The sequence below is a fragment of the Saccharothrix sp. BKS2 genome (assembly GCF_047689505.1).
Classification (GTDB): Bacteria; Actinomycetota; Actinomycetes; order Mycobacteriales; family Pseudonocardiaceae; genus Actinosynnema; species Actinosynnema lopnurensis.
Map to the genome: position 1 here is coordinate 12,371 of NZ_JAUQOL010000003.1, position 25,755 is coordinate 38,125.

The window sequence follows — 25,755 nt, forward strand, 5'->3', positions numbered from 1 at the left end:
GCCGGATCCGCCGATCCGGTCCGGCCTGCCTGGTCCCGCACCGCCCGGCGGTCCTCACCCCCGGCCCCACGCCCTCGACCTCACCGGAACGCACGACCGCGGGACCCGGCGGCGCGGGAATCCCCTGGAGGACCACCCCGCCGCCGGACCCCGCGGCCCGCCGCACCCGTCAGATCTCGGCGATGATCCGCCGCACCGTCTCGGCCGGGGAGGGCAGCGAGTGCACCTCGTCCCGCACCACCTTCATCTGCCGCGCCAGCTTCTCGTCCCGGATCAGCTCGGTCAGCAGCTCCGGGGTGACCTGGTCGGCCGTGCTCACCAGCCCGACCCCGAGCTTGCGGACGGCGTCGCGCCCCGAGTGCTGGAACATGTCCCTGGCGTCGGGCGCGAGGAGCTGCGGCGTGCAGGACTCGATCGACGTCATGATCATGCCGCCGCTGCCGTGGTGCACCACCGCGGCGCACTGGCGCAGCAGCCGGTGCAGCGTCGTCCACCCGATCGCGCGGACGTTCGACGGCAACGGCTGGAGCGGGGTGGTGTCGAGGTCGCCGAGGGCCAGCACGAAGTCGGCGTCCACCTCGGCGGCCGCCGCGATGATCGACTCGGCGGCGCCGAGGCCGAACGCCTGGAGCTCGATCGTGCCCATCGACACCGCGACCTGGGGCCGCTCGGGGGCGGTGGGCCAGCGGTCGCCGTGCACCTCTCCGCCGCCGTAGGGCACCCACTGCATGAACCAGCCCTCGGGGGCGCGGTCGAGGATCATGCTCGGCGGGAACGACTCGATGATCACATCAGGTTTCGGCAGCGACTTCGGGAGGTCGTACTTCTCGAAGAAGTCGCCGAGGTACGAGGCGATGGCGTCGTGCATCCCGCCGGTCGCGAACGCGCCGTGGTTGCGCTGCACGGAGGGCACCCCGGCCCGCGCCGCCGCGAACAGGCCGGCCGTCGCGCCCTGCTCGTAGACCACCAGGTCGGGCTTGAAGTCGTCGGTCAGGGTGAGGAGGCCGTCGATCAGGGGGCGGTTCACCGCGGCGATCTGCACGCCCCACTCGGCGAGGTCGATCGCGGGCCGCGTCGCGACGGTGGTGACGAAGTCGGGACGGTCCTTGGCCACCTGCTCGAAGGCCGCGACGGAGCTGAAGTGCGGCGCGATGTCCACGACCTCCAGGCCCGCCTGCGCCGCCCGGTGGGCGTGCTCGGCCGTGGCGATGACCACGTCGTGGCCGCTCGCTCGGAACGCCCAGGCCAGGGGGATCATCGGCAACAGGTGCCCGAGGCCAGGCGACGAGACGAACAGAACCTTCATCGGGTTGCTCCTGACGTAGGACGGCCGGTGCGGAGTTCGGCCCGTCGGCCAGGTCGACCTCGAGGCGCGGGCCACCTCGACGTCCCCGGCGGCGGGACGGCCTCGGAACTGCTGGAACACTATACGAGCCGATAGTCTCAACGCTGCCGGTCGGCTCGTCAACCTTGCCTCCCCTGGACCAACTCGCTGTACAGTTCTTAAGGCTTACGACCGACAGGATGGCGCTATGGCAACCTACGGAGAAGCGACGCCCAGCAGCGTTGAAGCCGACGAATCCGTGCTGATCGACGGAGCCGCGCTCCAGCTCGGATCGCCGGAGTGGGTGATGGAGTGGCTGGAGGAGCAGGAGCAGCCCCTGCCCACGCCGTGGTTCCGCGACGAGACGCCGCAGACGCTCGTGGAGGTCGCGCCGTTCGTGATCGACCGCCACCCGGTCACCGTCGGCCAGTACGCCGACTTCACCGAGGACACCGGGTACGAGACGGTCGCCGAGCGCCGGGGCTGGAGCCTCGTCTACGGCGTGGACTACTGGCAGCAGACGCCCGGCGCGTCCTGGCGCCGCCCCGCCGGCTCCGAGGTCGACTACGCCCCGCCCGAGGACCACCCCGTCGTCCACATGGCGGTCGAGGACGCCGACACCTACGCCGCGTGGGCGGGCAAGCGGCTGCCCACGGAGGCCGAGTGGGAGCTGGCCGCGCGCGGACCCGACCCCGGGTACCGGCTGTGGCCCTGGGGCGACGAGTGGTCGCGCGAGCGGGCCAACACCGCCGACCTGTGGCTGGGCCGGTCCACCCACAGCGCCGTCGAGTGGCGCGCGTGGTGGCGGGAGCACCAGCGCGACCGGGGCCCGATCCCGCTGACCACGCCGGTCGGGTCCTTCAGCCCGCACGGCGACAGCCCGTACGGGGTGGCGGACATGGCGGGCAACGTGTACGAGTGGACCTCATCGCCGAGTCGGCTCTACGGCCCGTCGCCCGACTGCGACGACTCCCTGCTGAGCGTGATGGGCCGGTACCGCGTCGTCCGCGGTGGTTCGTGGATGAACCTGCGCTTCCAGACCCGCACGAGCGAGCGGCTGCACGGTGACCCCACCGGGTGGGCCTGCTTCGCGACCGGATTCCGCTGCGCCCGAGACCTCTGAGGATGTCCCATGCCACAGCTCATCGTCCCCGGAAGCTGGCGAAACGCGACGTCGGGCCAGGCCCGCCTGGAGTTGCAGGCGGCCAACCTGCGCGAGCTCCTGGAGGCGTTCGTGCACTCGCACCCGACCGCCGGCTACCGGCTCTTCTCCCCCACCGGCGGCCTGCTGGACTACCACATCTTCGTCGTCGACGGTGAGCAGGTGCCCCGCATGACGCCGCCCGAGGACGTGGGGCTGGAGCACGGCAGCCGCGTCGAGATCATCCCGCCGCTGGTGGGCGGCTAGCCCGCCCGTCCCGCCCGTCCCGCCCCACCCGTCCCGCCCGTCCCGTCCCGCCCCACCCCGGCAGGATGAACAGCGCCACGTCGAACACCCCCCAGAAGGAGCGTGCAGCCCGAATGCCGATCAGTCCGCGCCACATCCTCGTCGTCAACGTCCAGGGGCACGGCCACGTCTACCCGTCGCTCGGCGTGGTGGGCGAGCTCGCCCGGCGCGGGCACCGCATCTCGTACCTGACGGGACCGGCCTTCGCCGAGGAGGTCGCCGCGGCGGGCGCCGAGGTGCTGCTCTACAAGTCGGCGTTCGACGACTTCCACGTGCCCGACGTCGTCCAGCGGGAGGACGCCGAGACGCAGCTGCACCTGGTCTACGTCCGGGAGAACGTGGCCCTCCTGCGCGCGGCCGAGGAGGCGCTGCGCAACGACCCGCCCGACCTCGTGGCCTACGACGTGATGCCGTTCCTGGCGGGGCGGCTGCTGGCCAAGCGCTGGAACCGACCGGCCGTGCGCTTCAACGGCGGCTTCGCCGAGAACGAGCACTACTCGATGTTCGAGGCGCTGTGGGCCAGCCACGGCCACCGCCACCCGGCCGACGTCGAGGCGGTGCACGCGGTGCTGGCCGACCTGCTCGCCGAGTACGGCGTCGACACGCCGGTCAAGGAGTTCTGGCGCGAGATCGAGGACCTCAACATCATCCACCTGCCCAAGTCCTACCAGATCGCCCCGGAGACGTTCGACGAGCGGTTCGCGTTCGTCGGGCCGAACTTCACCGGGCTGACGCAGGACACCGGCTGGCAGCCGCCCACCCCCGACACCCCGGTCCTGCTGGTGTCGCTGGGCAGCACGTTCAACGAGCACCCGGAGTTCTTCAAGGCGTGCGCGGAAGCCTTCACCGACACCCCGTGGCACGTGGTCATGGCGATCGGCCGCACCCTCGACCCCGAGACGCTGGGGCCGTTGCCCCCCAACGTCGAGGCCCTGCCCTGGGTGCCCTTCCGCGCCGTGCTCCGGCACGCGTCGGCGTGCCTGATCCAGGGCACCACGGGCGCCACAATGCAGGCCGTCGACATGGGCGTGCCCCTGGTCGTCATGCCGCACTTCGCCACCGAGGCGGCCCCGTTCGCGCGGCGCACCGTCGAGCTGGGCCTCGGTTACGAGCTGCCGGCCGACCAGGTCCACCCGGCCGGCATCCGGGAGGTCGTGGAGCGGCTCGCGCGCGACACCGAGGTCAAGGAGCGGGTGCTGCTCATGCAGCGCGACGTCCGGGAGTCCGGTGGTTCGGCCCGCGGCGCCGACGAGGTCGAGGCGTACCTGGAGCGCTCCGGGGCCTGACCCGGACGGCCCAGCCGATTGCCTTTCACTTAAGAAAAAGATAGCATTTTATCATGGAGCTCCGAGACGTCAGCGTGCTGCTTCTGTACCCGCCGAACCAGAACTTCCCCGGGACCGTGTGCAAGCCGAACGGCTCACTCGCCTATCCGAACCTGGGCGGGGCGCTGCGGGAACACGGGGTGCACGTGCGCGTCTTCGACGCCTGCGTGGGTGACGGTCCCGACAACCTCGACGAGATCTTCGCCAAGCCCTCGCCGCTGCCCAGCGGCCTGCTGCGCACCGGCGTCGACGACGCGCGCATCCTGGAGGTCGTGGCGGAGCACGACATCGTCGGCATCACGTCGATCTTCACCGACCAGGAGTCCATGGTCCTGCACTGCGCCCGGCTGATCAAAGCCGCCTACCCGGAGAAGATCCTCGTCTCCGGCGGGGTCAACGCCCGCTCGCGGCTGCCGCAGTTCTTCAACGCCGGCTTCGACGTGGTGTGCCTGTCCGAGGCCGAGCAGACCATCATCGACATCGTCGAGGTCGTGCGGCGCTCGAAGCGGCCGAGCTTCGCCGACCTCCACGGGGTCGCGTTTCCCGAGGACGGCCAGATCCGGATCAAGCCGACCCGGTCCCGGGACGTCGTGCAGGACCTGGACCTGCTGCCCATGCCGGCCTGGGACCTGCTGCCCAACCAGCGGTACTGGACCCTCGCCCGGCCGCACTCGGGCATGTTCGAGCCCGGCGCCGAACTGCGCTACGCCACCATGATGACCTCGCTCGGGTGCCCGTTCCACTGCGCGTACTGCCACATCGCCAACGAGGAGGAGGGCAGCCTCAGCGGCCCCATCGGCAGCTTCCGGGTGAAGTCCGACGAGCGGGTGCTGGCCGAGATCGAAACCCTCAAGGGCCTCGGCGTGACCGAGGTGTTCATCGAGGACGACTCGCTGCTGGGGCAGAAGAAGCGCGGCCTGCGGCTGCTGCAGAAGATCCAGGGCGCGGGCGTGACCATCTGCGACCTCAACGGCATCAACATCATCCACCTGCTCAAGCGCTGGAAGCCCGACCACGAGGTGCTCGAAGCCCTGTCCCTGGCGGGCTTCACGCAGATCAACATGCCGTTCGAGACGGGCAACCTGCGCATCATGCGCAAGTACGCGAGCAACAAGCTCAACGTGGAGAAGGCCGACCTGCGCGGGCTGATCATCGCCATGAAGGAGTACGGCTTCCAGCTCTACGGCAACTACATGATGGGCTACCCGGACGAGACGATGGAGGAGATCCAGAACACCATCGACCTCGCCCGCGATCACGTCTCCTACGGCCTGGACGCGGCGAACTTCTTCATCGTGGTGCCGATGCCCGGTTCGCCGCTGTTCGACATGGCGATCGCCAACGGCCACCTCAGCCCCGATTTCGACCCCGACAAGATGAACATCTACAACGCCACCATGACCAACACGCTGGTGCCCTGGAAGGTCCTGGAGGAAACCCGATCCCGCGCGTGGGAAGAGGTCAACTCCACCCAGTGGAAGACCGCCAAGAAAGCCTGGGCGGCCACCTCCGCCTAACGCGGCGGCGCCCCGACCTCCCACGCGTACCTCGCACCCGGTCCGCCTTCCCGCCCGAGCCAGTCGACCAGGGCGCGGAAGCCACCGGCCAGGTCCCGGCGCGGCCGCCAGCCGAGCAGGCGACGGCCGCGCGAGCAGTCCGCCACGCACAGCGCCGCGTCCCACGTCCGCGGCTCCATGGTCGACCAGCCCGGCCGCTCGTCGATCCCGAGCTCGGCGCGCACCAGCTCGACGAGGTCGGCCAGCGAGGTCGGCGTGCCGCTGCCGACGTTGAGGACCGTGCCGCGGTCGAGGTGCGTGGCCGCCGCCGCGCGCGCGAACGCCTCGCAGGCGTCGTCGACGAAGACGAAGTCCCGGACCGTCCGCGGGTCGGTGAGCGGCGGCAGCCGCCGGTTGAGCCCGAACACCGCCAGGGTCGGCATCAGGCGCTGCGGGTCCTCCCAGGGCCCGTAGGCCGTGCCGAGGCGCAGCGTGACGATGTGGGCCCCGCGCTCCACCGCCACGGTCCGCGCGTACCGCGTCGCCGCGGCCTTGCTGACGGCGTAGGAGCCGCGCGGCCGCTCCGGGTCGGACTCGCGGGCGGGGCGGTCCCCGGGGCCGTACTCGGCCGTGGACCCGGCCTGGACGAACGCCTCGAACGCGCCCGCGCCGGCCAGGTCGACGAGCCCGCCGGTCGCCTCGGCGTTGGTGGTGAAGATCGTGTCGGCGTCCGTCTGCCACGAGTACGCGCCGTGGGCGGCGAGGTGGAACACCCAGTCGGGCCGCACGGCGTCCAGCACGGTCCGCACCGCCCCGGTGTCGCGCAGGTCGATCCGGTGCACCGCGATGTCGGCGAGGATCCCCTCCAGCCGCCACGGGTCGGAGCCGGGCCGCACGACCGCGTGCACCGCGTGCCCCTCCCGCAGGAGCCGCCGGCAGAGGTTCGCGCCGATGAAACCCCCGGCGCCGGTGACCAGGGCGCGCCGGGGCGAGGCAGGCACGCGGTCGGACGGCGGGTGATCGGACGGCGGGTGGCCGGGCGGGAGCCGGGCGGGCGACGGCAGGTCGGGTCGGGACCGGCCGGGCGGCGGCGAGTCGGACGGGAGCTGGTCGAGCCGGGACTGGTCGGGCGGCGCGTGCCCGGCCGGTGGCCGGCCGGGCGGGGGGCCGGCCGCGGGATCGACCGGCCGGCCGTCGTCGTGCCCGCTCACCGCCGCGCGGACGCCACCATGGACGTGGCGGCGCCCGCGACCGCGGTCGCGGAGATGCCGAAGTGCTCCTGGAGGAACGCCTGCGACCCCGTGATGCCGCGCGGCAGGTCCTCCACCCCGCAGCGCCGCAGGCGGGTCGACAGGCCGCGCTCCGCGATCACCTCCGCCACCAGCGTGCCCACACCGCCGTCGACGAAGTGCGGCTCCACGGTGACCGCCAGGGGCACGTCGGCGAGGAAGTCGGCGAGGTCGTCGTGCGGCGACGGGTTGAAGCTCTCGACCACCGCCACCGACGCCTCGACACCCTCCGCGGCCAGCAGGTCGGCCGCGGCCAGCGCGTCGGTGACGCTGGCGCCGAGCGCGACCAGCGCGACGTCTCCCCCGGCGCGCAGCCTGGTCAGCCGGCCGAGCTCGAAGTCCGTGTCCTGGCCGGGGATCGCCGCGCCGCCCTTCGACAGGCGGTAGTAGATCGGTCGCGGCAGCGCGTAGGTCTGCTCGAACGCGGTGCGCGCGTGCGCGGCGTCGGTCGGCACGACGACCGTCAGCCCCCGCTGCATCCGCAGGATGCCGACGTCTTCGAGCCCGTAGTGGGTCGCGCCGTTGTTGCCGTACTCGAACCCACCGCCCACGCCGACGATCCGCACCGGCAGCTGGTGCAGCACCGGGCCGTTGCGGATGAACTCGTACGGCCGCATGGTCGCGAACGTCGCGATCGAGTAGGCGAACGGGATCATCCCGGACTCCGCGAGCCCGGTCGCCAGGCCCACCATGTTCTGCTCGGCGACACCGGCGTTGTAGAAGCGGTCCGGGAACCGCTCCGCGAACGGCTCCAGCATGTTGAACCCGAGGTCGCCGGTCAGCAGGACGACGCGGGGGTCGCGCTCCGCCAGCTCGGTGAGCGTCTCGACGAATGCGGCTCTCATCATGCCTCCGTCGGGGTGGTGGCGCCGGTGGCGTCGGCGGTGGCGGTGACGTCGGCGACCGCGGTCGCGTACTGCTCGTCCGACAGCGGCCAGTAGCGCCAGGCGACGCGGTCCTCCATGAACGAGACGCCGCTGCCCGCGGTGGTGCGCGCGATGATCACGTGCGGGCGCGACGAGGTGCTGTCGACCGAGTCGAGCGCGGCGCGCAGGGCGCCCACGTCGTGGCCGTCGACCTCCTGGGCGGACCACCCGAACGCCTCCCAGCGCGGGACGAGCGGTTCGAGGTCCAGGACCTGGTTGGTCGGCCCCAGGGCCTGCTGGCCGTTGGCGTCGACGATCGCGACGAGCGAGCCGAGGCCCCGGTGGGCCGCGAACATGGCGGCTTCCCAGACCGAGCCCTCGTTCAGCTCCGCGTCGCTGACCAGGACGAACGTGCGGCGGTCCGAGCCCTGCATCCGGGCCGCGAGGGCGGAGCCGGCGCCGATGGACAGCCCGTGCCCCAGCGAGCCGGTGGAGAAGTCGATGGCGTCGACGACGTGCTCGGGGTGCGCCCCGAGGGGGGTGCCGTTGCCGCAGTAGCTGTCGAGCGCCGCCCGGTCGATGCGCCCGGTCTCGTAGAGCGCCGCGTAGAGCGCGAGCACCGCGTGGCCCTTCGACAGGATGAACCGCTCGCGGTCCGGGCCCTCGCCGCGCAGGACCCCGTCGAACAGCACGGCCACGACGTCCGCGATGGAGAGGGCCGAACCGATGTGCCCGAATCGGGCCCGATGTGATTGCTCCAGGATGTGGAGCCGAATCCGGTGGTGCAGCGGGAACCGCGCGAAGTCCCGCGCCGCGGTCGACGTGCCCTCGGGCGACGCCTTCCCGGGCGGCGGTCCAGCCTGCGCTTCGGCGTCTGGGTGACGAAACGACGTAGTTGACATTTGAGCTGAACTCTCCATTCCCAGGATGTTCACTGTAATGCAACACGATTCGTTCTCGACGCGACCACCACCGTGAGCGACCGCCCCGGCGGGGGTGCGAGAAAGTTCCTCGCACTCCGCCGGGGGGCGGCCGCTGCGCGGCGGATTCGGATTCGGTACCGCCGTTTTATTCGGGGGTGTAGAACCCGAGGGTCTCCTCGGCGGTCTTGTCCACCGCGTCGGCGTCGGCGACCTTGCGGTCCTTGAGCACCTCGGCCCAGGAGCGGACCGACATCTTGGTGAACTCCAGGGCCTCGGGCGACTCGAACCACCACTGCTTGTCCGGCGTCTCGCCGGCCACCTGCTGGCCCAGCGCGATCAGCGCGGGGTCCCAGCCGACGCCGACGGCCAGCACGTGGCCGATGACCTCGTCGCCCTCACCGGGACCGGAGTGCTCCAGCTCCAGCGTGGTGCGGGAGTCGCCGTCGGCCGTGAGGACCAGCACGATCTCGTTGGCCGGGTGGCCCTCCGCCATCCAGGTCAGGTGCAGCTTGCGCGGCCGGTCGCACTCCACGATGTCGCCGCCGGCGTGGCCCTCCAACTGGAACTTGCCACCGTGCTCCAGGTTCCCGGACACGGGCAGGAACCACCGCTCCAGCCGCTCCGGGGTGGTGATGGCGTCCCACACGTCCTCGGCGGGCGCGTCGTAGGTGCGCCGCAGCACCGCCGCGTAACCGGGACCACCGGCCACGGAACCGGGCCTGACATCACGAGTGGTCTGTGCAATCCAGTCGTTGATGCTCAAGGTTCATCGCCTCTCAACATAGAAACTAGACGGTCTCGCGGCGACAATAGCAGCAGATCATCTTGGCGACAGATCGCGTCGTGGTTGTGTCATGGCCGTTGGTTGCTCATTGCGCTGTCGAGCCGTGCGAGTACCGCGTCGGCCGCCCTGGCGGCGCCGCCGGCGCTCTGGATCTGACGCTGCATCTCCTGAACCCTCGCGAGGGTATCCGCGTCGTTGGCGAGTTCCTCCACGGTGTTGTACAGCGTTGTCGCGTCGAACTGTTCCGAGGTGATGTGGCGACCGAGTCCCAGTTCCTGGATGCGCCTCGCCATCGGCTCGACCTCGAACGCGTAGTGCGGAACGGTCACCATCGGCCGTCCCCAGTGGAGCGACTGCATCACGGTTCCCATTCCACCGTGGGTGACGCAGATCCGCGCGTGCTCCAGGACCGCGAAGTGGGACAGGTAGCCGTGGACCTCCACGTTGTCGGGCAGCGGTTCCAGCTCAGCCGGGTCGACGCGGGTGCCCACCGTCATGACCACGCGCCAGGGGGTGTCCGCGAAGGCCCGGATGCAGGTCCGGAACCACTCGGGCTGGTCGTTGAAGCTGGTGCCCAACGAGATCAGCACCACCGGTCGGTCGTCCCGGGGGGTCCACCGGCCGGCGCGGTGGCCCTCCAGCGCCGGTCCGACGAAGAGGAAGCGGTCGTCGAACGTCTCCCCGGCGAACTGGAAGGCTTTCGGGATGAAGACCAGGTTGCGGTCCGCGATGCCGTACCAGAACTCCTCCAGCGAGGTGTCCAGGCCGCGGGCCCGGAGCAGTTCGGCCAGCGCCTCCCGGAAACCCTCGAACGTCAGGGGTCCGGGGATGCCCGAGGCGTCCACCATCTCCTGGTAGTACGAGTACTCCTGGTTGGTCGCGAAGCCCGCGCTGAGCCGCACCGCGGGCCGGTTCCACCGGTGCGCCAGCAGCCGCCCGGCGATGAACGGGGCGTCCTCGTAGAGGATCACGTCCGGCGGGGAGCCGTCGAAAGCCGCCTCCGCCGCCTCCAGCACCTGGAGGTTCTCCTTGAGGTAGAGCATGTGCGGCAGGGTGGGGTCGCCGGAGGCGAACACCTCCGCCGGGTCCAGACCCGCGACCGCCGACTCGTAGGTCAGCACCGAGGCCCCGAAGGCCGCCGCGGACTCGGCGAACTCCGCGGTGGTGAGGTGCGTGACCCGGTGGCCCCTACCGGTCAGCTCGCCGACGAGCGAAAGGGTGGGATGCACGTTGCCGGCGTGCGGTCCGGTGAGGAGCAATGCCGTCATCATACTTTTGAATTCTATACTGACAGCACAGCGAGTGCCACTCTCCGGCCACCCTGGACGATGGGCGGCGGGCAGGGCGGGGATTCCCCGCCCTGCCCGCCGCACCTTCCGCCGACGACGCCGCGCGACGCGCGATCAGCGGTTGGTCGTCTTGCTGTACCGCCGGATAGCCAGCGGCACGAAGACGATCAGGATGCCCACGACCCACAGCAGGCTGTAGGTGACGGGCTCGCGCAGCGGCCACGCGTCGGGGGTCGGCGTGGCCGCGCTGATGTTGCCGAACAGCTCCCGGGACGCCTGCGCGATGGCCGTGACCGGGTTCCACTCCGCGAAGGTCTGGATGACCGGCGGCAGCGGCTCGGTCGGCACGAACGTGCCGGCCAGGAACGTCAGCGGGAAGATGATGACGGCCGTGGCGCTGTTGAAGACCTCGACGCTGGGCACGAGCAGGCCGAAGAAGGCCATCACCCAGGAGAACGCGTAGGCGAACAGCAGCAGGAGCAGCACGCCCGCGACCGCGTCCAGGAACGAGGACCGGATGCGCCACCCGACCAGCAGGCCCGCCAGCATCATGACGCCGATGGACAGCGCGTTGTAGACGATGTCGCTGGTCGTCCGGCCCACCAGCACCGCCGACCGCGAGGCCGGCAGCGACCGGAACCGGTCGATGATGCCCTTCTGCACGTCCTCGGCGATCCCGAGGCCGGTGAAGGTGGCGCCGAAGATGATGGTCTGGGCGAAGATGCCGCCGAGCAGGAACTCGCGGTAGTTGCCGCCCGGGATTTCGATGACGTTGCCGAAGACGAACGCGAACAGCAGGATGAACATGAACGGCGAGATCAGCATCATGACGATGATCTCGGGCATCCGCTTGACCTTCATCAGGTTGCGCTTCGCGATGATGGCGCCGTCGGTGAGGGCCTTGGTCGCTGCGGTCATGACTCGACCTCCTGCTTGGTACGGGCGGCGTTCTTCTTGGTCCCGGCCTTCTTGTCGACCCCGGCGGGGTCCTTGCCGTCGTCGGCGGGAACGGTGCTGTGCCCGGTGAGGGACAGGAAGACGTCGTCGAGGGTGGGACGGCGCAGCGACACGTCGAGCAGCGTGACATTGGCCTCGCCCAACGACCGCAGCAGGCCCGCGAGCATGTCGGGGCCCCCGGAGCCGGGCGCGGTCAGCCGCCGCGTCTCGCGGTCGACGGTGACCTCCTCCAGACCCGTGCCCCGCAGCGCCTGCTCGGCGGCCTGGAGGTCCTCGTGGCTCTTGACGACGAGCTCCACGCGGTCGCCACCGACCGTCCGCTTGAGCTCGTCCGGCGTGCCGTGGGCGATCTCCTTGCCGTTGTCCACCACCACCACGTCGTCGGCCAGCTGGTCGGCCTCCTCCATGTACTGGGTCGTGAGCAGCACGGTGGAGCCGCGCTCGACCAGCGCGCGGATGGTCTCCCACAACCTGTTGCGGCTGTGGGGGTCCAGTCCGGTGGTGGGCTCGTCGAGGAACAGCACCTTCGGCTGCGCCACGATGGCCGCCGCGAGGTCGAGGCGCCGGCGCATACCGCCGGAGTAGGTCTTGACGGGGCGGTCGCCCGCGTCGGTGAGCGCGAAGTCGTCGATCAGGGTGCGCGCCCGCGCGCGGGAGTCGGCCGCCTTGAGGCCGTACAGCCGGCCGACGATGTAGAGGTTCTCGTAGCCGGTGAGGTAGTCGTCGACGGCCGCGTTCTGCCCCGACAGGCCGATGTGCTGGCGCGCCTTGCCCGGGTCCGCGCGGACGTCGATGCCGGCGATCGTCACCTCGCCCTCGTCGGGTTCGAGCAACGTGGTCAGGATGCGGACGGCGGTCGTCTTGCCGGCGCCGTTGGGGCCGAGCAGCCCGAGCACGGTGCCGTCGGGCACCTGGAGGTCGAGGCCGTCGAGCGCGACGACGTCGCCGTAGCGCTTGACGAGCCCGCGCGCGGTGATGGTCGCGTTCATGCTGTGCCCCTGTCGTCGTTGGTGGACGCCGCCAACACTCGCCTCATAGCTTCACCAATCCTTAGCGATCTTTGTTGCTGTACACAGAGAACCGACACTGTTCCCGCGCGCGGCGCGTGGGGGTCCGGACTGCTCATGCCGGTGGCGCCTCCGAACTCCGGCCCCGGTACCGACCGACGGGAACGGATCCGATCAGGTGGCGGGTCGTCGGTGTGCGGGTCGGTGTGCGAGTCGATGTCGAGCGGCGCGCCCGAGCCGTCGGGGCGCCGGGCCGGCGATCCGCGCCGACCCCGGCCGCGAGCGCCCGTCCCGGGGCCCGGACCGGTGTGCGGCATGTCGTCTCCCGCGTTCGGCGTTGGATCATCGGCCAGCTCATACAATCATTTGTGAAGTGATGTGGACCAGGGTTTCGTGTCGGGCGGTTCGGCGGTTCCACCGCGCCGGCGGGGCATTTCGCCGTCGGCCCGGCCGGCGGACCGGGGTGGTTCAGTCCGGCCTTCGGCAGATCAGCTGCCAGAACCGCGCGATATCGCGGTAGGGGGCGCGAGAACACAGGGCCAGTTCGAGCTCCGTGGTCTGCCGCAGCCACTCCGGATCGCGTTTCAGCCGGTCGTCGACAACGAGGTCGATCACCGTGCGGAGCCCGAAGCGATCCGTCACGACCGCGCCGGCGTCCCGCACCGCGGCCTCGACGCTCGCCCTTTCCAACCGGTGCATGGGTTCACCGATGGTGACCGAACGGCGGGTCGGGGCTTCGAGCATTTCCAACCCCTGCCGGGGATCGCCGTCGCGGATCGCGGCGGCCAGGACGTCCATCGCGGGATTCGGCGCGATGAGCGACAGCGCGCCGCCGGGCCGCGTCGCGGCGACGAGCCGGCCGACCAGTTCCGCCGGGTCGTCCCGGTAGTGCAGCACGTTGTGGCACAGCACGAGGTCCCAGCCGGTGGCGTCGACGGGGAGCGGGAGCGGTCGGGGGTCGCCGACGTCCCGGTGCTCGACCCGCAGCCGGTCGCCGTCCGCGCCGGCCCTCTCCGCCGCCGCGACGGCCTCGGCCAGCAGGACCGAGGAGAAGTCGAGGACCGTCACCCGGTGGCCCGCCACGAGCAGCGGCAGCGAGTCGACGCCGTTCGCGCCGCCCACGTCGAGCACGTTGAGGGACCGACCGGGCACCTCCGGCAGCGCGGCGAGGACGTGCCGGACCAGGGCGTAGTACACGCGCGCCCAGGGCGTCTGCTGCCAGGCGAGCCAGTCGTCGGCCGCGCGGTCGAACGCCACGCCGAGGCCGGGTGAGGGGGAGGAATCGCTCATGATGATGCCTTACGCACCGGTGTCGGGCGGTGGCCCGGCGAGGACCGGGCCACCGCCCGGCAGGTCTGACGGACGGCGGCTCAGGACTTCGATCCCTGCTTGAGCAGCTTGACGTAGGCCGCCTCGATGACCTGCGACCAGGCCATCCCGGCGTCCCGGCTCAGGTCCGCGTCCTCCTCGGTCGGCTCGTACCACTCCAGGGAGGGCTTGTTGGGCAGCTCGCCCGCGAGGTGCTTGCCGAGGTACTTCAGCGGCGCCTCCCAGCCGGCGCCGACCCCGTAGTCACCGGTCTTGGGGTCGCTGGAGACGAGCACGTCCCGCACCGAGGCGTGTTCGAGCTCCAGCTGGGTGCCGCCCTCGACCTCCTTGAGCCGGATCTCGACCTCGTCGGGGATCGAGCCCTCGTAGGACCAGGTCACGCGGAGCAGGTTGGGCGCGTCGCACTTGAGGATCTCGCCGTCGGCGTTCATCTCGATCGAGAAGGAGCCGCCCTCGCGGAGGTCGCCGCTCACCGGCAGGAAGTACCGGGTGATGCGGTCCGGGTCGGTGATGGCGGACCAGACCTCGTCGATCGGAGCCGAGTAGACGCGACGCATGATCGCGGAGTGGGCCTCACCCGCGCCGATCGTGCGCTGCCCGAGCTCCCTTTCGGTCTCGTCGACCGGGTGCTTGGTCTTGCTGTCACTCATGTCCTTGTCTCTCCATCCGGGTCGCACCGGTGCCGTCACACCGGGCGTGGGGCGGACAATATCAGAGTGAACCTATATAAGGCCACACTAAATCTCTGCGGCTGATTTCGCTGCACCAGCGTATAGCCAAGTTCCCCGGCCTCCCCACGCGACCCGCGCGGCGGGAACCGGGTTTCACCGCATGTCGTGGTTTCAGGGGATACCCGGCGCGCGCCAGGAGGATGCGCTCCCCCGCCTCTGCACAGCGCGTGACTGGCTACCACATATTTACGCCAAATGAGTGACGAGCGCGGCTTGCCTGCGGGGGTCTTCGTCACGGTGCGGAGCCGTGAAAGACGCCAACGGGCCGCGGCGGGTGGTGAGCCGCCGCCGAACGGGAGGGCGCTGAACAGGAGGGCGGGCGGTCAGGCCAGCCCGAGCAACCTCGTGATGCGCTGGGCCGCCTCGGGCGTGCCGGTCATCCTCACCGCGCCGGTGGCGACCGCGTGGTACGGGGACATCATCCTCGCGCCGATGCGGATGAACGTGTCGGTGTCGCACTCCAGCGTCAGGTCGGGAACCCGGACCCGACCCCGGCCGAAGGTGACCCGGCCGTCGCGCACGGCGATGGTGAACACCTGGTCGGCCACGCGGAACTCGTAGACCTCCGACAGGCCCGGCACCGCCTCCTGGCACACCATCGCCTGCACCGCCAGGAAACCCCACGTCGCGCGGCTGGCGCCCGCGCTGTCCTCCTCGCTGAGGAACTGGAGGCCCCAGCGGGCCAGCGACAGCACCGGCCGGCGCAGCTGCTCCCCCACCTCGGTGAGGACGTACTGGCGGGCCCGGCCGTCGCCCGGCACCGGCTGCTGGGCCACGATGACGAGGTCGGCCAGCGCGCGCAGGCGCTCGGTCAGCAGGTTGGGGCCCATGCCGGGCAGGTTGTCGAGCAGCTCGGTGAACCGGGCGGGTCCGATGAGCAGCTCGCGCACCACCAGCAGCGTCCAGCGCTCGCCGATGACGTTGAGGGCCCCGGCGAGCCCGCAGAACTGGCCGTAGTCACGCTTCGACGACACCGCGCCCCACCCCGCTTCCCCGGGGGGTGGTGGTCGGCGGCGGGGAACCACCCGGCCGTCTTCGCTCCGACCGGCGCGTCCGGGGGCGCCCCGGAACGGCGGCCGACCCCGGAACGGCGGCCCGCCGGGGGACGGCGCGGTCCGGTTCGTCGGTCGTGGGTGGCATGGTCCCCTCCCGGGCGTGCGGGCCGTCGGCGGACCAGCGGTCGAACCGGGTTCCCCGTCGCGGTCCCGGACCGCCGCCCGACCCCGGTCCGGCGACGGCACGTACCGGACCGGGGTCGAGCACAGCGGGAAATTACGTGTTCTTGTACTCATCGGCGGTGGGTCAGCGCATCGAGTTCGTCCGTCCCCAGTGCGCCAGGGCGAGCAGCGGCCCGTGCAGCCGGTGGCCCAGCGGCGTCAGCCGGTACTCCTCGCCCCGCTCCACCACGCCGTTGGCGCACAGCGCGTCGAGCAGGGGCGCGAGCAGGTCGCGGTCGAGCCCCGGCAGGCCCTCCAGCAGCTGGTCCTCGGTGGCGGGCGCGACCAGCAGCTCCCGCACCACCAGCATCGACCACATGTCGCCGACCACGTCCAGGCCGGCCTCCAGCGGGCAGGGACGACGGTTCTCCTGGTCCTCGGGCGGCACGTCGATCACACCTTCGCCGGCGCGCAGCGGCACGGCGCCGCGGCCAGTTCCTCGTCCGACGGCTTGCCGTGCTTGATCATCGCGACGACCATCGGGATGAACACGATCGCGTTGTAGAACAGGTGCAGCTCCACCCGCGGCAGGGCGAGCTGGAGCAGGCTGGTCGGCACGGGCCGGCTCGCGATGTTCGTGCCCACGAGCGCCTGGAGCAGCAGGAGCAGGTGCTCGAAGTGGTGCCAGACCTGGATGAGCAGCGCGGCGGTCCACCAGGTGCGCGCCTTGCCCACGAACCCGGGTCGGAGCAGGATCAGGCCGACCATCATGACCAGGGCGTACCCGTAGTGCATCCACTCGGAGTGCACCAGCCACGGGAACGGCAGGCCGAGGACACCGCGCGCCTCCGACGTGGGCATCCCCAGGACGTAGATCTGCACGGCCTGCGCCAGGTGTTCGGCCCAGTGGGCGACCACCACCACCATGAACACCTGGAGAGCGACGCGGTGCCGATCCGTGTTGAGGGTCCGCACCACCGGGAGCGCCATCGGGTGGGTCATACCGCCGCCTTCGCTTCGAACTGGGCCAGGGCCAGGGACAACTCGTCTGGGACCCGGACGGGGACCACCCCGTTCGCGGTCCTGCGCAGGCAGGACACGACCTGCCCGCCGCGGGCGACCATGCGGCCGTCCCGCCGGAACTCGTAGCTCATCTCCACCTGGTTGCCGCGCACGCGGCGCAGCGTCATCGCCACCTCGACCTCGTCGAGGGCGAAGCACTCGGCGAAGTACTCCATCTCGCACGACACGGTGGCCAGGGCCAGGTCCCCGCTCCGCACGTCGGCGAGCACGCCGGGGGCGTGGTCGGCGAGGAAGGCTTCCCGGCAGTGGCCCTGCCAGTGCAGGTAGTGCGCGAAGTAGACGTTGCCGACGACATTGGTCTCGTCGAACGTCACTCGGTGCCGCAACAGGTATTCGCGCACGTCATCCCACCTCCACTGCGATCGCGACAACGGGTTCGCCGATCCCGGCCACGGCGGGTCGGGCGACCACGACGGCGGCGCTCGCGGCGCACAGCACCAGCAGGCCGTCGTCGGTGACCTCGGCGATCTCCAGGGGCGAGCGCCGGTCGAGACCGGCGCGGGCCAGGGCGGCGCGCGCGGCGGTGATCCGCCCGGCCGCCACCTCCAGGGGTTCGTCGAGCTTGGCCGCGACGGACGCCGCGCGGTCGCCGTCGGACTCCTCGAACGGTTCGGGCGCGGCGCCCGTGCCCCAGGCGACGCCGACCGGGTGGTCGGCGCGGACGAACAGGGCGTGGTCGTGGCCGTCGGCGAGGACGGGTTCGCCGCCGCCGCCCCAGCCGTCCGCCCCGGCGATCACGAGTTCGACGCGCTGCGCGACGTCGAGTTCGATGAGGCGGCGGCTGAGCATGGGCCCGACCAGGGAGGCGGGCATGGCCTCCGCCCAGCGGGCGGGACCCACGGCGCGCAGCCGCAGGGCGTCCCACCGGGCGACGCGCGCACCGCCCGCGTCCAGCACGTCCACGTCGAACACGTAGTCGTCGGCGGTGTGCGCGCGTTCCACCGCGTGCACGCGCAGCACTCCGCGCGGCGCCTTCCACGCGGTGAACCGGTCCGCCCCGACGGGCAGGGCCCGGCGGTGCGGGACGCACGCGAGCAGCACGTGCAGGGCCGCGTCGAACGCGCCCGGGTCGCCCAGCAGCAGCCGTTGGTGGTGGAAGTGGGAGAACCACGGCGCGTCGGGCTCGGCGCGCACGCGGGCCCGGACCTCGAACGCGGACAGCCGCTCGTAGCCCAGCAGCCGGCGGAACCGGCCCCGGTGGAACAGCAGCGGCCCGTAGAACGGGTGCGGGCCGGTCTCGGCGGGCACGACGTCGTCCGGCGGGCCGGCGGGCCCCGGTTCCGGCGCCTCCCGCACCACGGCGGTGAAGCGGTCGGCGGCGTGGCCGTCGGTGTCGTCGCGCAGGGCGACCCGGACGGCGTCCGCGCCGTCGTCGAGCGCCAGCACCCGCACCACCCGCGCGCCGCGCTCGGGCACGGTGACCGGGCTGCGCAGGTCGAGGTCGGAGAACTCCCAACCCCGGTGCTCCCCCGCCACCGCGTCCGCGGCCTGGGCCATGGCCTCCAGCCCGACCACGGCGGGCAGCACGGGCACGCCCTCGACGCGGTGCTCGTCGAGGTAGGGGTCGTGACCCAGGGACAGCTCCGCGTCCAGCACGGCCTCCACCCCGGCGAAGCGCACGCGCGGGTCCTCGACGAAGCGCAGCGGTTCGGGCGCCTCGCCCTCGACGCGCAGCGTGGGCCCCTCCGGGAAGCGGCCGGTGACCAGCAGCGTCACCGGCGCGCCGCGGTCGGTGAGCGCGGCGAGCATGGCGGGCGGGCCGTCCGCCGCGGTGATCGGCGCGATGCCGGAGGCCGCGAGGCCCTCCACCACGCCCATCCGCTCCCCCATGCCGAGGCCGTCCCACAGCGACCACTCCAGCAGGTGGTGGCGGCGCTGCGGGAAGCGCTCGGCGGCGCGTTCCAGCTCGTCGCGCAGCCAGTCGTTGGCCACGCAGTACTCGGCCTGGCCGGGCAGCCCGCCGCGGCCGATGATCGAGCCGAAGCCGACCACGAGCCGCAGGTCCGGTGCGGCGTCGAGCAGCAGCCGCAGGCCGGTGACCTTGGGCGCGAGGGTCTCGCGGAGGGTGTCGGCGGACACCGCGCCCAGCAGGCGGGGCTGGTTGACCCCGGCGCCGTGCAGCAGGCCGCGCACCGGCCCGATCCCGGCGGCGGCCGCCACGGCGGAGGCCACCTGGTCGGGGTCGGTGATGTCGGCCCGCACGTAGTGCGCGGGAACGCGGGAGGCCAGGGCGCGCAGCGCGTCGGCGACCCGCGGCGTGTCGGGCGCGGACCGGCCCAGCACCACCAGGGTGCACCCGGTGCGGTGGGCCAGCGCCACGCCGCACTCGGTGGTGATGCCGTCCACGCCGCCGGTGACCAGGCAGACGTCGCCGGGTCCCAGGGGCAGCTCGCCGCCCGGCTCCGGTCGGCGCGCGCGGGTGGTCACGCGCTCGGCGCGGCCGTCGGGCCGGACGCGCAGCTCGCGGTAGCCGGTGGCGGCGACCAGGTCCGGGTCCAGCGCGTCGTCGTGCACGTGGACCACGGTGACCGCGCACCCGTCCAGCTCCACGGCGGCGCTGCGCCCCACGCCCGCGGCGGCCGGGTGGCCCCGGTGGGCGACGAGCAGGCGGCGCGGCCGGTGCCCGGCGACCAGCGCGAGGACGCGGGCGACCTCCTCGGGCCGCTCGTCGGCCAGCCACACGGCGAGGTTGCGCTCGCCGGTGGCGCCCGGGAGCCCGGCGGCGGAGTGCAGCCAGTGCCCGGCCGGCGCGTCGACGGTCCAGCTGCCGCCGGCGGGCGCGGCGGTGGGCTCGAACGGCGCCCAGTCGTGCTCGAAGGCCCGCACCCAGGGCGCCAGGCCCGCGGGCGGCCGGTCGGACTCCGCCTCGGCGACGGGCCGGGCGGCCAGCAGCTCGGCCACGTCGGCGACGGTGGTGTCCACGTTGGACAGGGCGCTGTCCGGGGGTCGCCTGCCGACGGAGTCGGCGATGGCCCCGATGACCTGGACCACCTGCAACGAGTTGAGGTGGAGGTCGCCGAGCAGCGTGCTGTCCGGCTTGATGTTGGCCGCCGGCAGCTCCAGCACGCGGCTGAGCCGGTCGCGCACGAGGGTCAGCAGGTCGGTGTCGTCCGCGGCCGGGAGCGGCTCGGGCACGCCCGTCGCGGCGGGGACCACCGCGGCGGGCGCGGGCGCGGGCCGGGCGTCCTCGGGCCGGTGCGCGCCCAGACCGGGCAGGTCGGTCTCGCACGGGTTGGCCAGCAGGTCGATCCGGGTGTCCAGGCCCAGCGGCCGGTGCGCGCGGCCCGCGAACCACGCGCCGAGGTCGCCCGCCGAGCACGCGGCGAGCACGGCGGTGGCCAGGGCGTGCCGGCCGGGGTGGCAGGTGTCGAGGGACACGGCGGTGGCCCCCGCGGAGCGCGCCAGGTCGGTCAGCGTGGTGCCGGGGCCCGCCTCGACGAGCAGGTCGCAGCGCCCGGTGAGGCGGCGCAGCGCCTCGGTGAACAGCACCGGCCGGACGACCTGCCCGGCGAGCAGGTCCACCAGGTCGGCGTCCGAGGTCAGCGGGCGGCCGGTGACGGTGGAGAACACCGGCCGGTCCGGCGGCGCGAACGCGATCCCGGCCAGCTCGGCGCGCAGCGGCTCGACGACGTCGCGCATGGCCGAGCTGTGGAAGGCGTGGGACACGGGCAGTGAGGTCGCCCGGATCCCGCGCTCGCGGGCCCGCGCCACCAGCTGCCCGACCTGGTCGGCCGGTCCGCCGACGGTGGTCTGGGCCGGGCCGTTGAACCCGGTGAGCTCCACCTCCAGGCCCTCGGCGAGTTCGCGGGCGGTGTCCTCGTCCGCGGCGACGCCCGCCATGGTCGTGCCGGGCGCGCCGTGGTCGGCCATCACCCGGCCCCGGGCCACGGCGAGGGCCTGCGCGGTGTCGGGGTCCAGCGCGCCCGCCCACGCCAGGGCGGTGATCTCGCCCAGGCTGTGGCCGACCGCGCCGACGGGCCGGCAGCCGGACGCGGTGAGCCAGGCCAGCGCGGCCAGCGAGTGGCGGACCACGGCGGGCTGGGCGATCGCGGTGTCGGTCGCGTCGTCGGTGACGGTGACGCCCGCCGCCGGCACGTCCAGCCCGTCGGCCCAGGCGGCGAGCCCGGCGCGGACCGGCGCGGCCTGGCCGGGCAGCAGCAGGCCGACGCGGCGCGGCGGGCCGGCGGCCAGGACCACGCCCGAGGTCTCGTCCACGCGCAGCTCGCCGTCCCACCCGTCCAGCCGGGCGCGGGCCGCGGTCGCGGCCTCGCGCAGCCGGTCGGGGGTGTCGGCGACCAGGGCGCAGCGGACCGCGCCGGTGCCGCGCCGCTCGGCGTGCAGGGTGGCGGCGAGGTCGTGCAGCTCGGCGTCGCTCAGCGAGGGGGCGAGAGCGGTCAGCGCGTCGAGCCGGTCGCCCAGCGCGGCGGTGTCCGGGGCGTCGAGCAGCACGATGTCGTGCCGGGGCGCGGGGCGGCCCAGCGCCGTGACGTGCGCGGGCAGCGCGGTGGCCGGCCGCGCGGGTCGGCCGCGCAGCACCACGTGGGCGTTGATGCCGCCGAACCCCATGGAGGACACCGACGCCCACGGCGTCGTCGCACCCCAGGGCTCCGCCTCGCCGAGCAGGCGCAGCGGTGCGGCGGGGTCGCGCAGCAGGTCGTGCGGCTCCTCGACGCCGGTCGTGGGCGGCAGCACGCGGTGGTGCACCGCCAGCGTGGCCTTGATCAGCCCCGCCACGCCCGCCGCGGCCTTGGTGTGCCCGATGTTGGCCTTGACCGAGCCGAGGGCGGCGCGGTGGGCGCCGCGGCCGCGGACCTCGCACAGCGCGGTCAGCTCCACCTCGTCGCCGACCCGGGTGCCGGTGCCGTGGCCCTCGACGAGCTCCACGGCGTGCGGGTCGATGCCGGCCATCCGGTAGGCGCGGCCCATGGCCAGCGCCTGGCCCTGCGACCGGGGCCGGGTGAGGCCGCCGGCGCCGTCGGAGGAGGTGCCCCAGCCCTCCAGCACGGCGTAGGTGCGCACGCCCTCGCGCTCGGCGTCCTCGGCGCGCATCAGCGCCACCACGCCGCAGCCCTCGCCCGGCAGGAAGCCGGTGGGGTTGCGGTCGAAGACGCGCATCTCGTCGACCGCGAGCGCGCCGGTGCGGGCGAAGCCGACCAGCTCGAACGGGTCGAGGCTGAGGTCCACGCCGCCGGCGAGCGCGAAGTCCAGCTCGCCGCCGAGCAGGGCGCGGCCGGCCGTCATGACCGACAGCAGGCTCGACGCGCACGCCCCGTCCACGGTGAAGCCGGTGCCGTGGAAGTCGAAGTGGTTGCACACGCGGCCCGCGATGGTGTTGGACAGGGCTCCCGCCAGCGACTCGTCGCCGGGCACCGGGAACGGCTCGCGCACCAGGTCGCCGAGCAGCGCCAGGGTGTGCCGGGCCCGCTCGGGGTCCACGCCCGCGCCGTCGAGCGCCGCCGCCGCGGCGCGCCGCATGAACGGCCAGCGCAGCCGCAGCTGCGCCGCGCGGGAGAACTCGCCGGTCATGGTGTTGCCCAGCAGCACGCCCACCCGGTCGCGGTCCAGGCCGCGGCCGTCGGGGAACCCCGCGTCGACCAGGGCGTCGGCCGCGGTCTCCAGCGCGAGCCAGTGCGCGTGGTCGACCACCCGGTGCAGCGTGCCGGGCACGCCGAAGCGCGCCCGGTCGAACTGCCAGCCCCGCAGCAGGCCCGCGTGGGTGGAGTAGGTCCGGTCGGGGTCGTCGGCCGGGCCCAGGTAGGCGCTGGAGAGGCGCTGCTCGGGCAGCCTGCGGAACCCGCGCCGGCGACCCAGGACCGTCTCCCAGAGACGGGCCGGGGAGTCCGCGTCGGGGTAGCGGCAGGCCAGGCCGACCACCGCGACGCCACCGGGACCGCTCATGACGCGCCCACCACCGGCTCCGGTCGCTTGAACCGCGGCGTGAGCAGCAGCACGAACCCGCGCAGGACGCAGGTGATCACCAGGGCGAAGAACAGGCCGAAGGTGATCCCGGACAGGACCAGGGCGGAGTAGATGGCCGCGGCGGTCACGCCGAAGATCACCTGGTTGCGCGGCCTGCTCGGGCTGCTGCCCGGGTCGGTGATCATGTAGTTGGTGAACAGGATGAACGCCAGCCCGGTCATCGGCACCAGCGCGCCGAGCAGGGAGTGGTCGAGCAGCAGCCAGCGCAGCACGGCCTGGAGCGCGAACGCGCCGAGCCAGCCGAGGATCAGCGGCATCTTGCCGGTGAGCTTGGCGTTGAGCATGGTGCCGAACATCAGGATGCCCAGCGGCAGCAGCCAGTCCAGCGTGTTCACGGTGAAGTTGGTGAAGTGGTACGGCGGCGCGATGCTCACCCAGGGGAACAGCACCAGGACGACGGCGATGCCGGTGTTCGACGGGTTGAGCACGTGGTGGAGCTTGCCGTTCACGCGCAGCCGGACCACGTACTTGGCGCCGTTGCCGACCGCGATCGCGAACATGTACGGCCACAGGGACGTGTTGCCCCACAGCAGCATGCCGCACGCCAGGCCGGTGATGTGCGCGGGCAGCAGGAAGATCACCATCGACTTGAAGCCGCCGGCGAAGGCCGGTTCGCGCTTCTGGGCCCAGGCGTCGACCCACTCGAACAGCAGCGCCGTGGCGTAGCTGGTGAGCGCGGCGACGATCGGGGTGATCGGCGCCTGCTCGAAGCCCAGGAAGGCGTGGCCCAGGATGTTGAAGATCGTGATGGTGGTGGCGAAGCGCGCCAGCGCGCGGACTCGCTTGACCTGCGGTGACAGGCCGGGCTTCGCCTCGGGGGCGGAGCCCTGCGCCGGGGGCGCGGCGATCTGGTCGAGGTCGCGAGAGGCCGTGGTCGTCATCGCACTTCCGCCGTTCCGTCGCTCTTGAGCAGGATGGTCCCGTGGCCGGGGCGCACCTGCACGACCGCCTCGTGCAGGCCCGCGGCGTCGCGCCAGGTGATCGTGGCGGGCACCTCGTCACCGCCGGGCAGGGCGAAGTGCACCTGGGGCGCGGAGACGCCGGTGTGGCCGTTGGCCGGGTAGAACTGGGTGCGCTGCGGCCGGTCGGGGTGGTGCAGCCGCACCTGGGCGCCGATCGCGTCGGTCACCGCGTCGCCGGACCCCGCGGGCGCGGGCCGCACCAGCCGCAGGTCGGCGGCGGGTCCCGCCGGCGCGGTGTTGTGCAGCAGGACGGAGTCCTCCCACTGGTTGGCCACCACCACGTCGAGCTTGTTGTCGCCGTCGACGTCGCCGTAGGCCAGGGCCCGGGTGTTGTCGCCGGTCGCGATGCCGGTGTGCTCGGCGAGGTCGGAGTAGCGGCCCTCGGGACCGCGCACCCAGAACCGGTTCGGCTCGTGGCCGGACAGGTCGTCGTCCGGGCCGAAGTTCGGCCAGAACGCCGGGTGGCGCAGCAGGTCGTCGTTGCCCATGGCGAGTTCCTGGAGCAGCGGCCACCGGTTGGTCTTGCCCTTGAGGAAGCCGTTGGCCTGCATGATCTCGTCCACGCCGTCGTTGTCGAAGTCGCCGCTGCGCACGTCCCAGCACCAGCCGGCGCGGGCGATGCCCAGCTCCTCGCTGCGCTCGTCGTAGGGGAACTCGCCGTTGGCGAAGTCCTGCGGCGTGCCCTGCGGGATGAAGGCGAAGTTGCTCTCGTGCAGGGCGAAGGGCGTGGTGATGTTGCTGACGATCAGCGAGGGCAGCGCCGCGTCGCCGTCGTAGGTGAAGGTCAGGCCCATCCCCTTGAACGAGTCGCGGCCCATGATGGTGGACTTCGGGCTGGTCCAGTCGCGCTTGCCGCGCACCTCGCTGAACTTCACGTTGCCCGGGGTGGACTCGTTGAGCATCAGCTGGTCGGGGCCGAAGTCGTTGGCCTGGTACAGCTCGGGGCGGCCGTCGCCGGAGAGGTCCTGGAGGCCGGTGGCCAGCGTCCAGGAGGTCGACGCCATCCGGGAGAGCGCGTAGCTCGCGTCGGTGTAGGCGGGCAGCTCGTCCGGGCGGCCGGTGGGCTTGCCCAGCAGCAGGCGGTTGACGCCGGCGTTGCGGGCCAGGCCCATCGAGTCCTGCATCTGCATCCGGCTCTCGGTGTGCGCGTCGGGGTCGAGCACCCGCGCGCCGTCCGGGAAGTAGTTGCCGATGAACAGGTCCAGGTTGCCGTCGCCGTCGATGTCGCCGACGTTGAGGGTGCTGGAGTTCCACACCGCCATCGGCGTGATCAGCTCGACGGCGCGGTAGCCGTCGGCGGTCGGCGCGCCGACGCCGGCGGTGTTGAGGAAGACCACGGGTGAGCGACCCCAGTAGTGCACGACGTGGTCGACGTCGCCGTCCGCGTCCACGTCGTGCGGGACGCAGCCCATGGGCGCCATCGTGTGGTCGTAGGGCAGGCCGTCGGCGGCGGGGGTGAGCAGCACCGGCTCGTACCCGTCGGGGTCGGACGCGCGCACCGGGCGCAGCGTGACCGAGTCGTCCCGGGGGTCCACCAGGCACAGGTCGCCGGCCCGGCCCTGCTCGCGCAGGTCGGACAGCGCGGCGGCGGCGCCGACGGAGGAGATCCAGCCCCGGATGGCGTGCAGGTCGGGCGCGACGACGCGTTCGGTGCGCGCCCCCGGTGCCATCGGGTTGAGCGGTTCGGCGGTGAAGCCGTAGTTGGACGCCAGCGCGTTCGCCTCGGCTTCGCTCAGCCCGGGGCGAACCACCAGGAGGCCGAGCGCGGCGCAGAGGGCGAGGACGACGCCGATCACCAGAAACTGTC

Annotated in this window: 21 protein-coding genes; 4 read left to right on the forward strand and 17 right to left on the reverse strand. The window is 72.6% G+C overall.

The genetic code is table 11. The features are described from left to right. Positions 1–169 precede the first annotated feature (169 nt). Entirely contained in the window at positions 170–1,306 is a 1,137-nt protein-coding gene (locus Q5530_RS05930; protein ID WP_380635583.1) for a glycosyltransferase, read from the reverse strand. A gap of 226 nt (positions 1,307–1,532) precedes the next feature. Between Q5530_RS05930 and Q5530_RS05935 the strand changes: the two genes are divergently transcribed. The 4 genes from Q5530_RS05935 (at position 1,533) to Q5530_RS05950 (ending at position 5,613) form a co-directional block, all read left to right on the forward strand. Continuing rightward, a complete protein-coding gene (locus Q5530_RS05935) occupies positions 1,533–2,447 on the forward strand; it encodes a formylglycine-generating enzyme family protein (protein ID WP_415361189.1) in 915 nt (304 codons plus the stop codon). A gap of 9 nt (positions 2,448–2,456) precedes the next feature. Continuing rightward, positions 2,457–2,732 carry a MoaD/ThiS family protein gene (locus Q5530_RS05940; protein WP_415361190.1) on the forward strand — a complete coding sequence of 92 codons (276 nt, stop codon included), beginning with the start codon at positions 2,457–2,459 and terminating at the stop codon, positions 2,730–2,732. Positions 2,733–2,845: 113 nt separating this feature from the next. Next, positions 2,846–4,057: a macrolide family glycosyltransferase gene (locus Q5530_RS05945; RefSeq protein ID WP_415361191.1), complete on the forward strand. Its 1,212-nt coding sequence runs from the start codon at positions 2,846–2,848 to the stop codon at positions 4,055–4,057. A 53-nt stretch (positions 4,058–4,110) separates the two neighbouring features. Further along, entirely contained in the window at positions 4,111–5,613 is a 1,503-nt protein-coding gene (locus tag Q5530_RS05950) for a B12-binding domain-containing radical SAM protein (RefSeq protein ID WP_415361192.1), read from the forward strand. On the opposite strand, the gene Q5530_RS05955 is transcribed toward Q5530_RS05950, so the two are convergent. From Q5530_RS05955 to Q5530_RS06030, 16 genes are all read right to left on the reverse strand, one after another. Further along, the gene (locus Q5530_RS05955) at positions 5,610–6,803 is read right to left on the reverse strand and encodes an NAD-dependent epimerase/dehydratase family protein (RefSeq protein WP_415361193.1); all 1,194 of its coding nucleotides are present in this window, start codon (positions 6,801–6,803) and stop codon (positions 5,610–5,612) included. The genes Q5530_RS05950 and Q5530_RS05955 overlap by 4 nt on opposite strands. Continuing rightward, positions 6,800–7,726 carry a transketolase family protein gene (locus Q5530_RS05960; protein WP_415361195.1) on the reverse strand — a complete coding sequence of 309 codons (927 nt, stop codon included), beginning with the start codon at positions 7,724–7,726 and terminating at the stop codon, positions 6,800–6,802. Before Q5530_RS05960 ends, Q5530_RS05955 begins: the two co-directional genes overlap by 4 nt. After that, complete coding sequence (locus Q5530_RS05965) at positions 7,726–8,667, reverse strand: transketolase (RefSeq protein ID WP_415361678.1); 942 nt, start codon at positions 8,665–8,667, stop codon at positions 7,726–7,728. The genes Q5530_RS05960 and Q5530_RS05965 overlap by 1 nt, the downstream gene beginning before the upstream one ends. A gap of 148 nt (positions 8,668–8,815) precedes the next feature. Next, positions 8,816–9,379 carry an SRPBCC domain-containing protein gene (locus tag Q5530_RS05970; protein WP_380635603.1) on the reverse strand — a complete coding sequence of 188 codons (564 nt, stop codon included), beginning with the start codon at positions 9,377–9,379 and terminating at the stop codon, positions 8,816–8,818. A gap of 143 nt (positions 9,380–9,522) precedes the next feature. Further along, complete coding sequence (locus Q5530_RS05975) at positions 9,523–10,725, reverse strand: macrolide family glycosyltransferase (RefSeq protein WP_415361196.1); 1,203 nt, start codon at positions 10,723–10,725, stop codon at positions 9,523–9,525. A 132-nt stretch (positions 10,726–10,857) separates the two neighbouring features. Then, positions 10,858–11,661: an ABC transporter permease gene (locus Q5530_RS05980; protein WP_380635606.1), complete on the reverse strand. Its 804-nt coding sequence runs from the start codon at positions 11,659–11,661 to the stop codon at positions 10,858–10,860. After that, entirely contained in the window at positions 11,658–12,689 is a 1,032-nt protein-coding gene (locus tag Q5530_RS05985; protein WP_415361197.1) for an ATP-binding cassette domain-containing protein, read from the reverse strand. Before Q5530_RS05985 ends, Q5530_RS05980 begins: the two co-directional genes overlap by 4 nt. Positions 12,690–13,175: 486 nt before the next feature. Next, entirely contained in the window at positions 13,176–13,997 is an 822-nt protein-coding gene (locus tag Q5530_RS05990) for a class I SAM-dependent methyltransferase (protein ID WP_415361198.1), read from the reverse strand. 80 nt (positions 13,998–14,077) lie between these two features. Then, positions 14,078–14,686, reverse strand: a complete 609-nt coding sequence (locus Q5530_RS05995; RefSeq protein WP_415361199.1) for an SRPBCC family protein — start codon at positions 14,684–14,686, stop codon at positions 14,078–14,080. Between the two features lie 404 nt (positions 14,687–15,090). Further along, positions 15,091–15,741 carry a winged helix-turn-helix transcriptional regulator gene (locus tag Q5530_RS06000; protein WP_415361200.1) on the reverse strand — a complete coding sequence of 217 codons (651 nt, stop codon included), beginning with the start codon at positions 15,739–15,741 and terminating at the stop codon, positions 15,091–15,093. 328 nt (positions 15,742–16,069) lie between these two features. Further along, positions 16,070–16,405 carry a winged helix-turn-helix transcriptional regulator gene (locus Q5530_RS06005; protein ID WP_380635615.1) on the reverse strand — a complete coding sequence of 112 codons (336 nt, stop codon included), beginning with the start codon at positions 16,403–16,405 and terminating at the stop codon, positions 16,070–16,072. Next, positions 16,378–16,926, reverse strand: coding sequence for a hypothetical protein (locus Q5530_RS06010; protein ID WP_380635617.1), 549 nt, complete (start codon positions 16,924–16,926; stop codon positions 16,378–16,380). The genes Q5530_RS06005 and Q5530_RS06010 overlap by 28 nt, the downstream gene beginning before the upstream one ends. Beyond that, complete coding sequence (locus tag Q5530_RS06015) at positions 16,923–17,348, reverse strand: acyl-CoA thioesterase (RefSeq protein ID WP_380635618.1); 426 nt, start codon at positions 17,346–17,348, stop codon at positions 16,923–16,925. The genes Q5530_RS06010 and Q5530_RS06015 overlap by 4 nt, the downstream gene beginning before the upstream one ends. A gap of 1 nt (position 17,349) precedes the next feature. Beyond that, entirely contained in the window at positions 17,350–22,905 is a 5,556-nt protein-coding gene (locus Q5530_RS06020) for an SDR family NAD(P)-dependent oxidoreductase (RefSeq protein WP_415361201.1), read from the reverse strand. Next, on the reverse strand, positions 22,902–23,867 hold the full coding sequence (locus Q5530_RS06025) for an enediyne biosynthesis protein UnbU (protein WP_415361202.1): 966 nt from the start codon (positions 23,865–23,867) through the stop codon (positions 22,902–22,904). Before Q5530_RS06025 ends, Q5530_RS06020 begins: the two co-directional genes overlap by 4 nt. Beyond that, positions 23,864–25,744: a CRTAC1 family protein gene (locus tag Q5530_RS06030; protein ID WP_415361203.1), complete on the reverse strand. Its 1,881-nt coding sequence runs from the start codon at positions 25,742–25,744 to the stop codon at positions 23,864–23,866. Before Q5530_RS06030 ends, Q5530_RS06025 begins: the two co-directional genes overlap by 4 nt. Positions 25,745–25,755 lie beyond the last annotated feature (11 nt).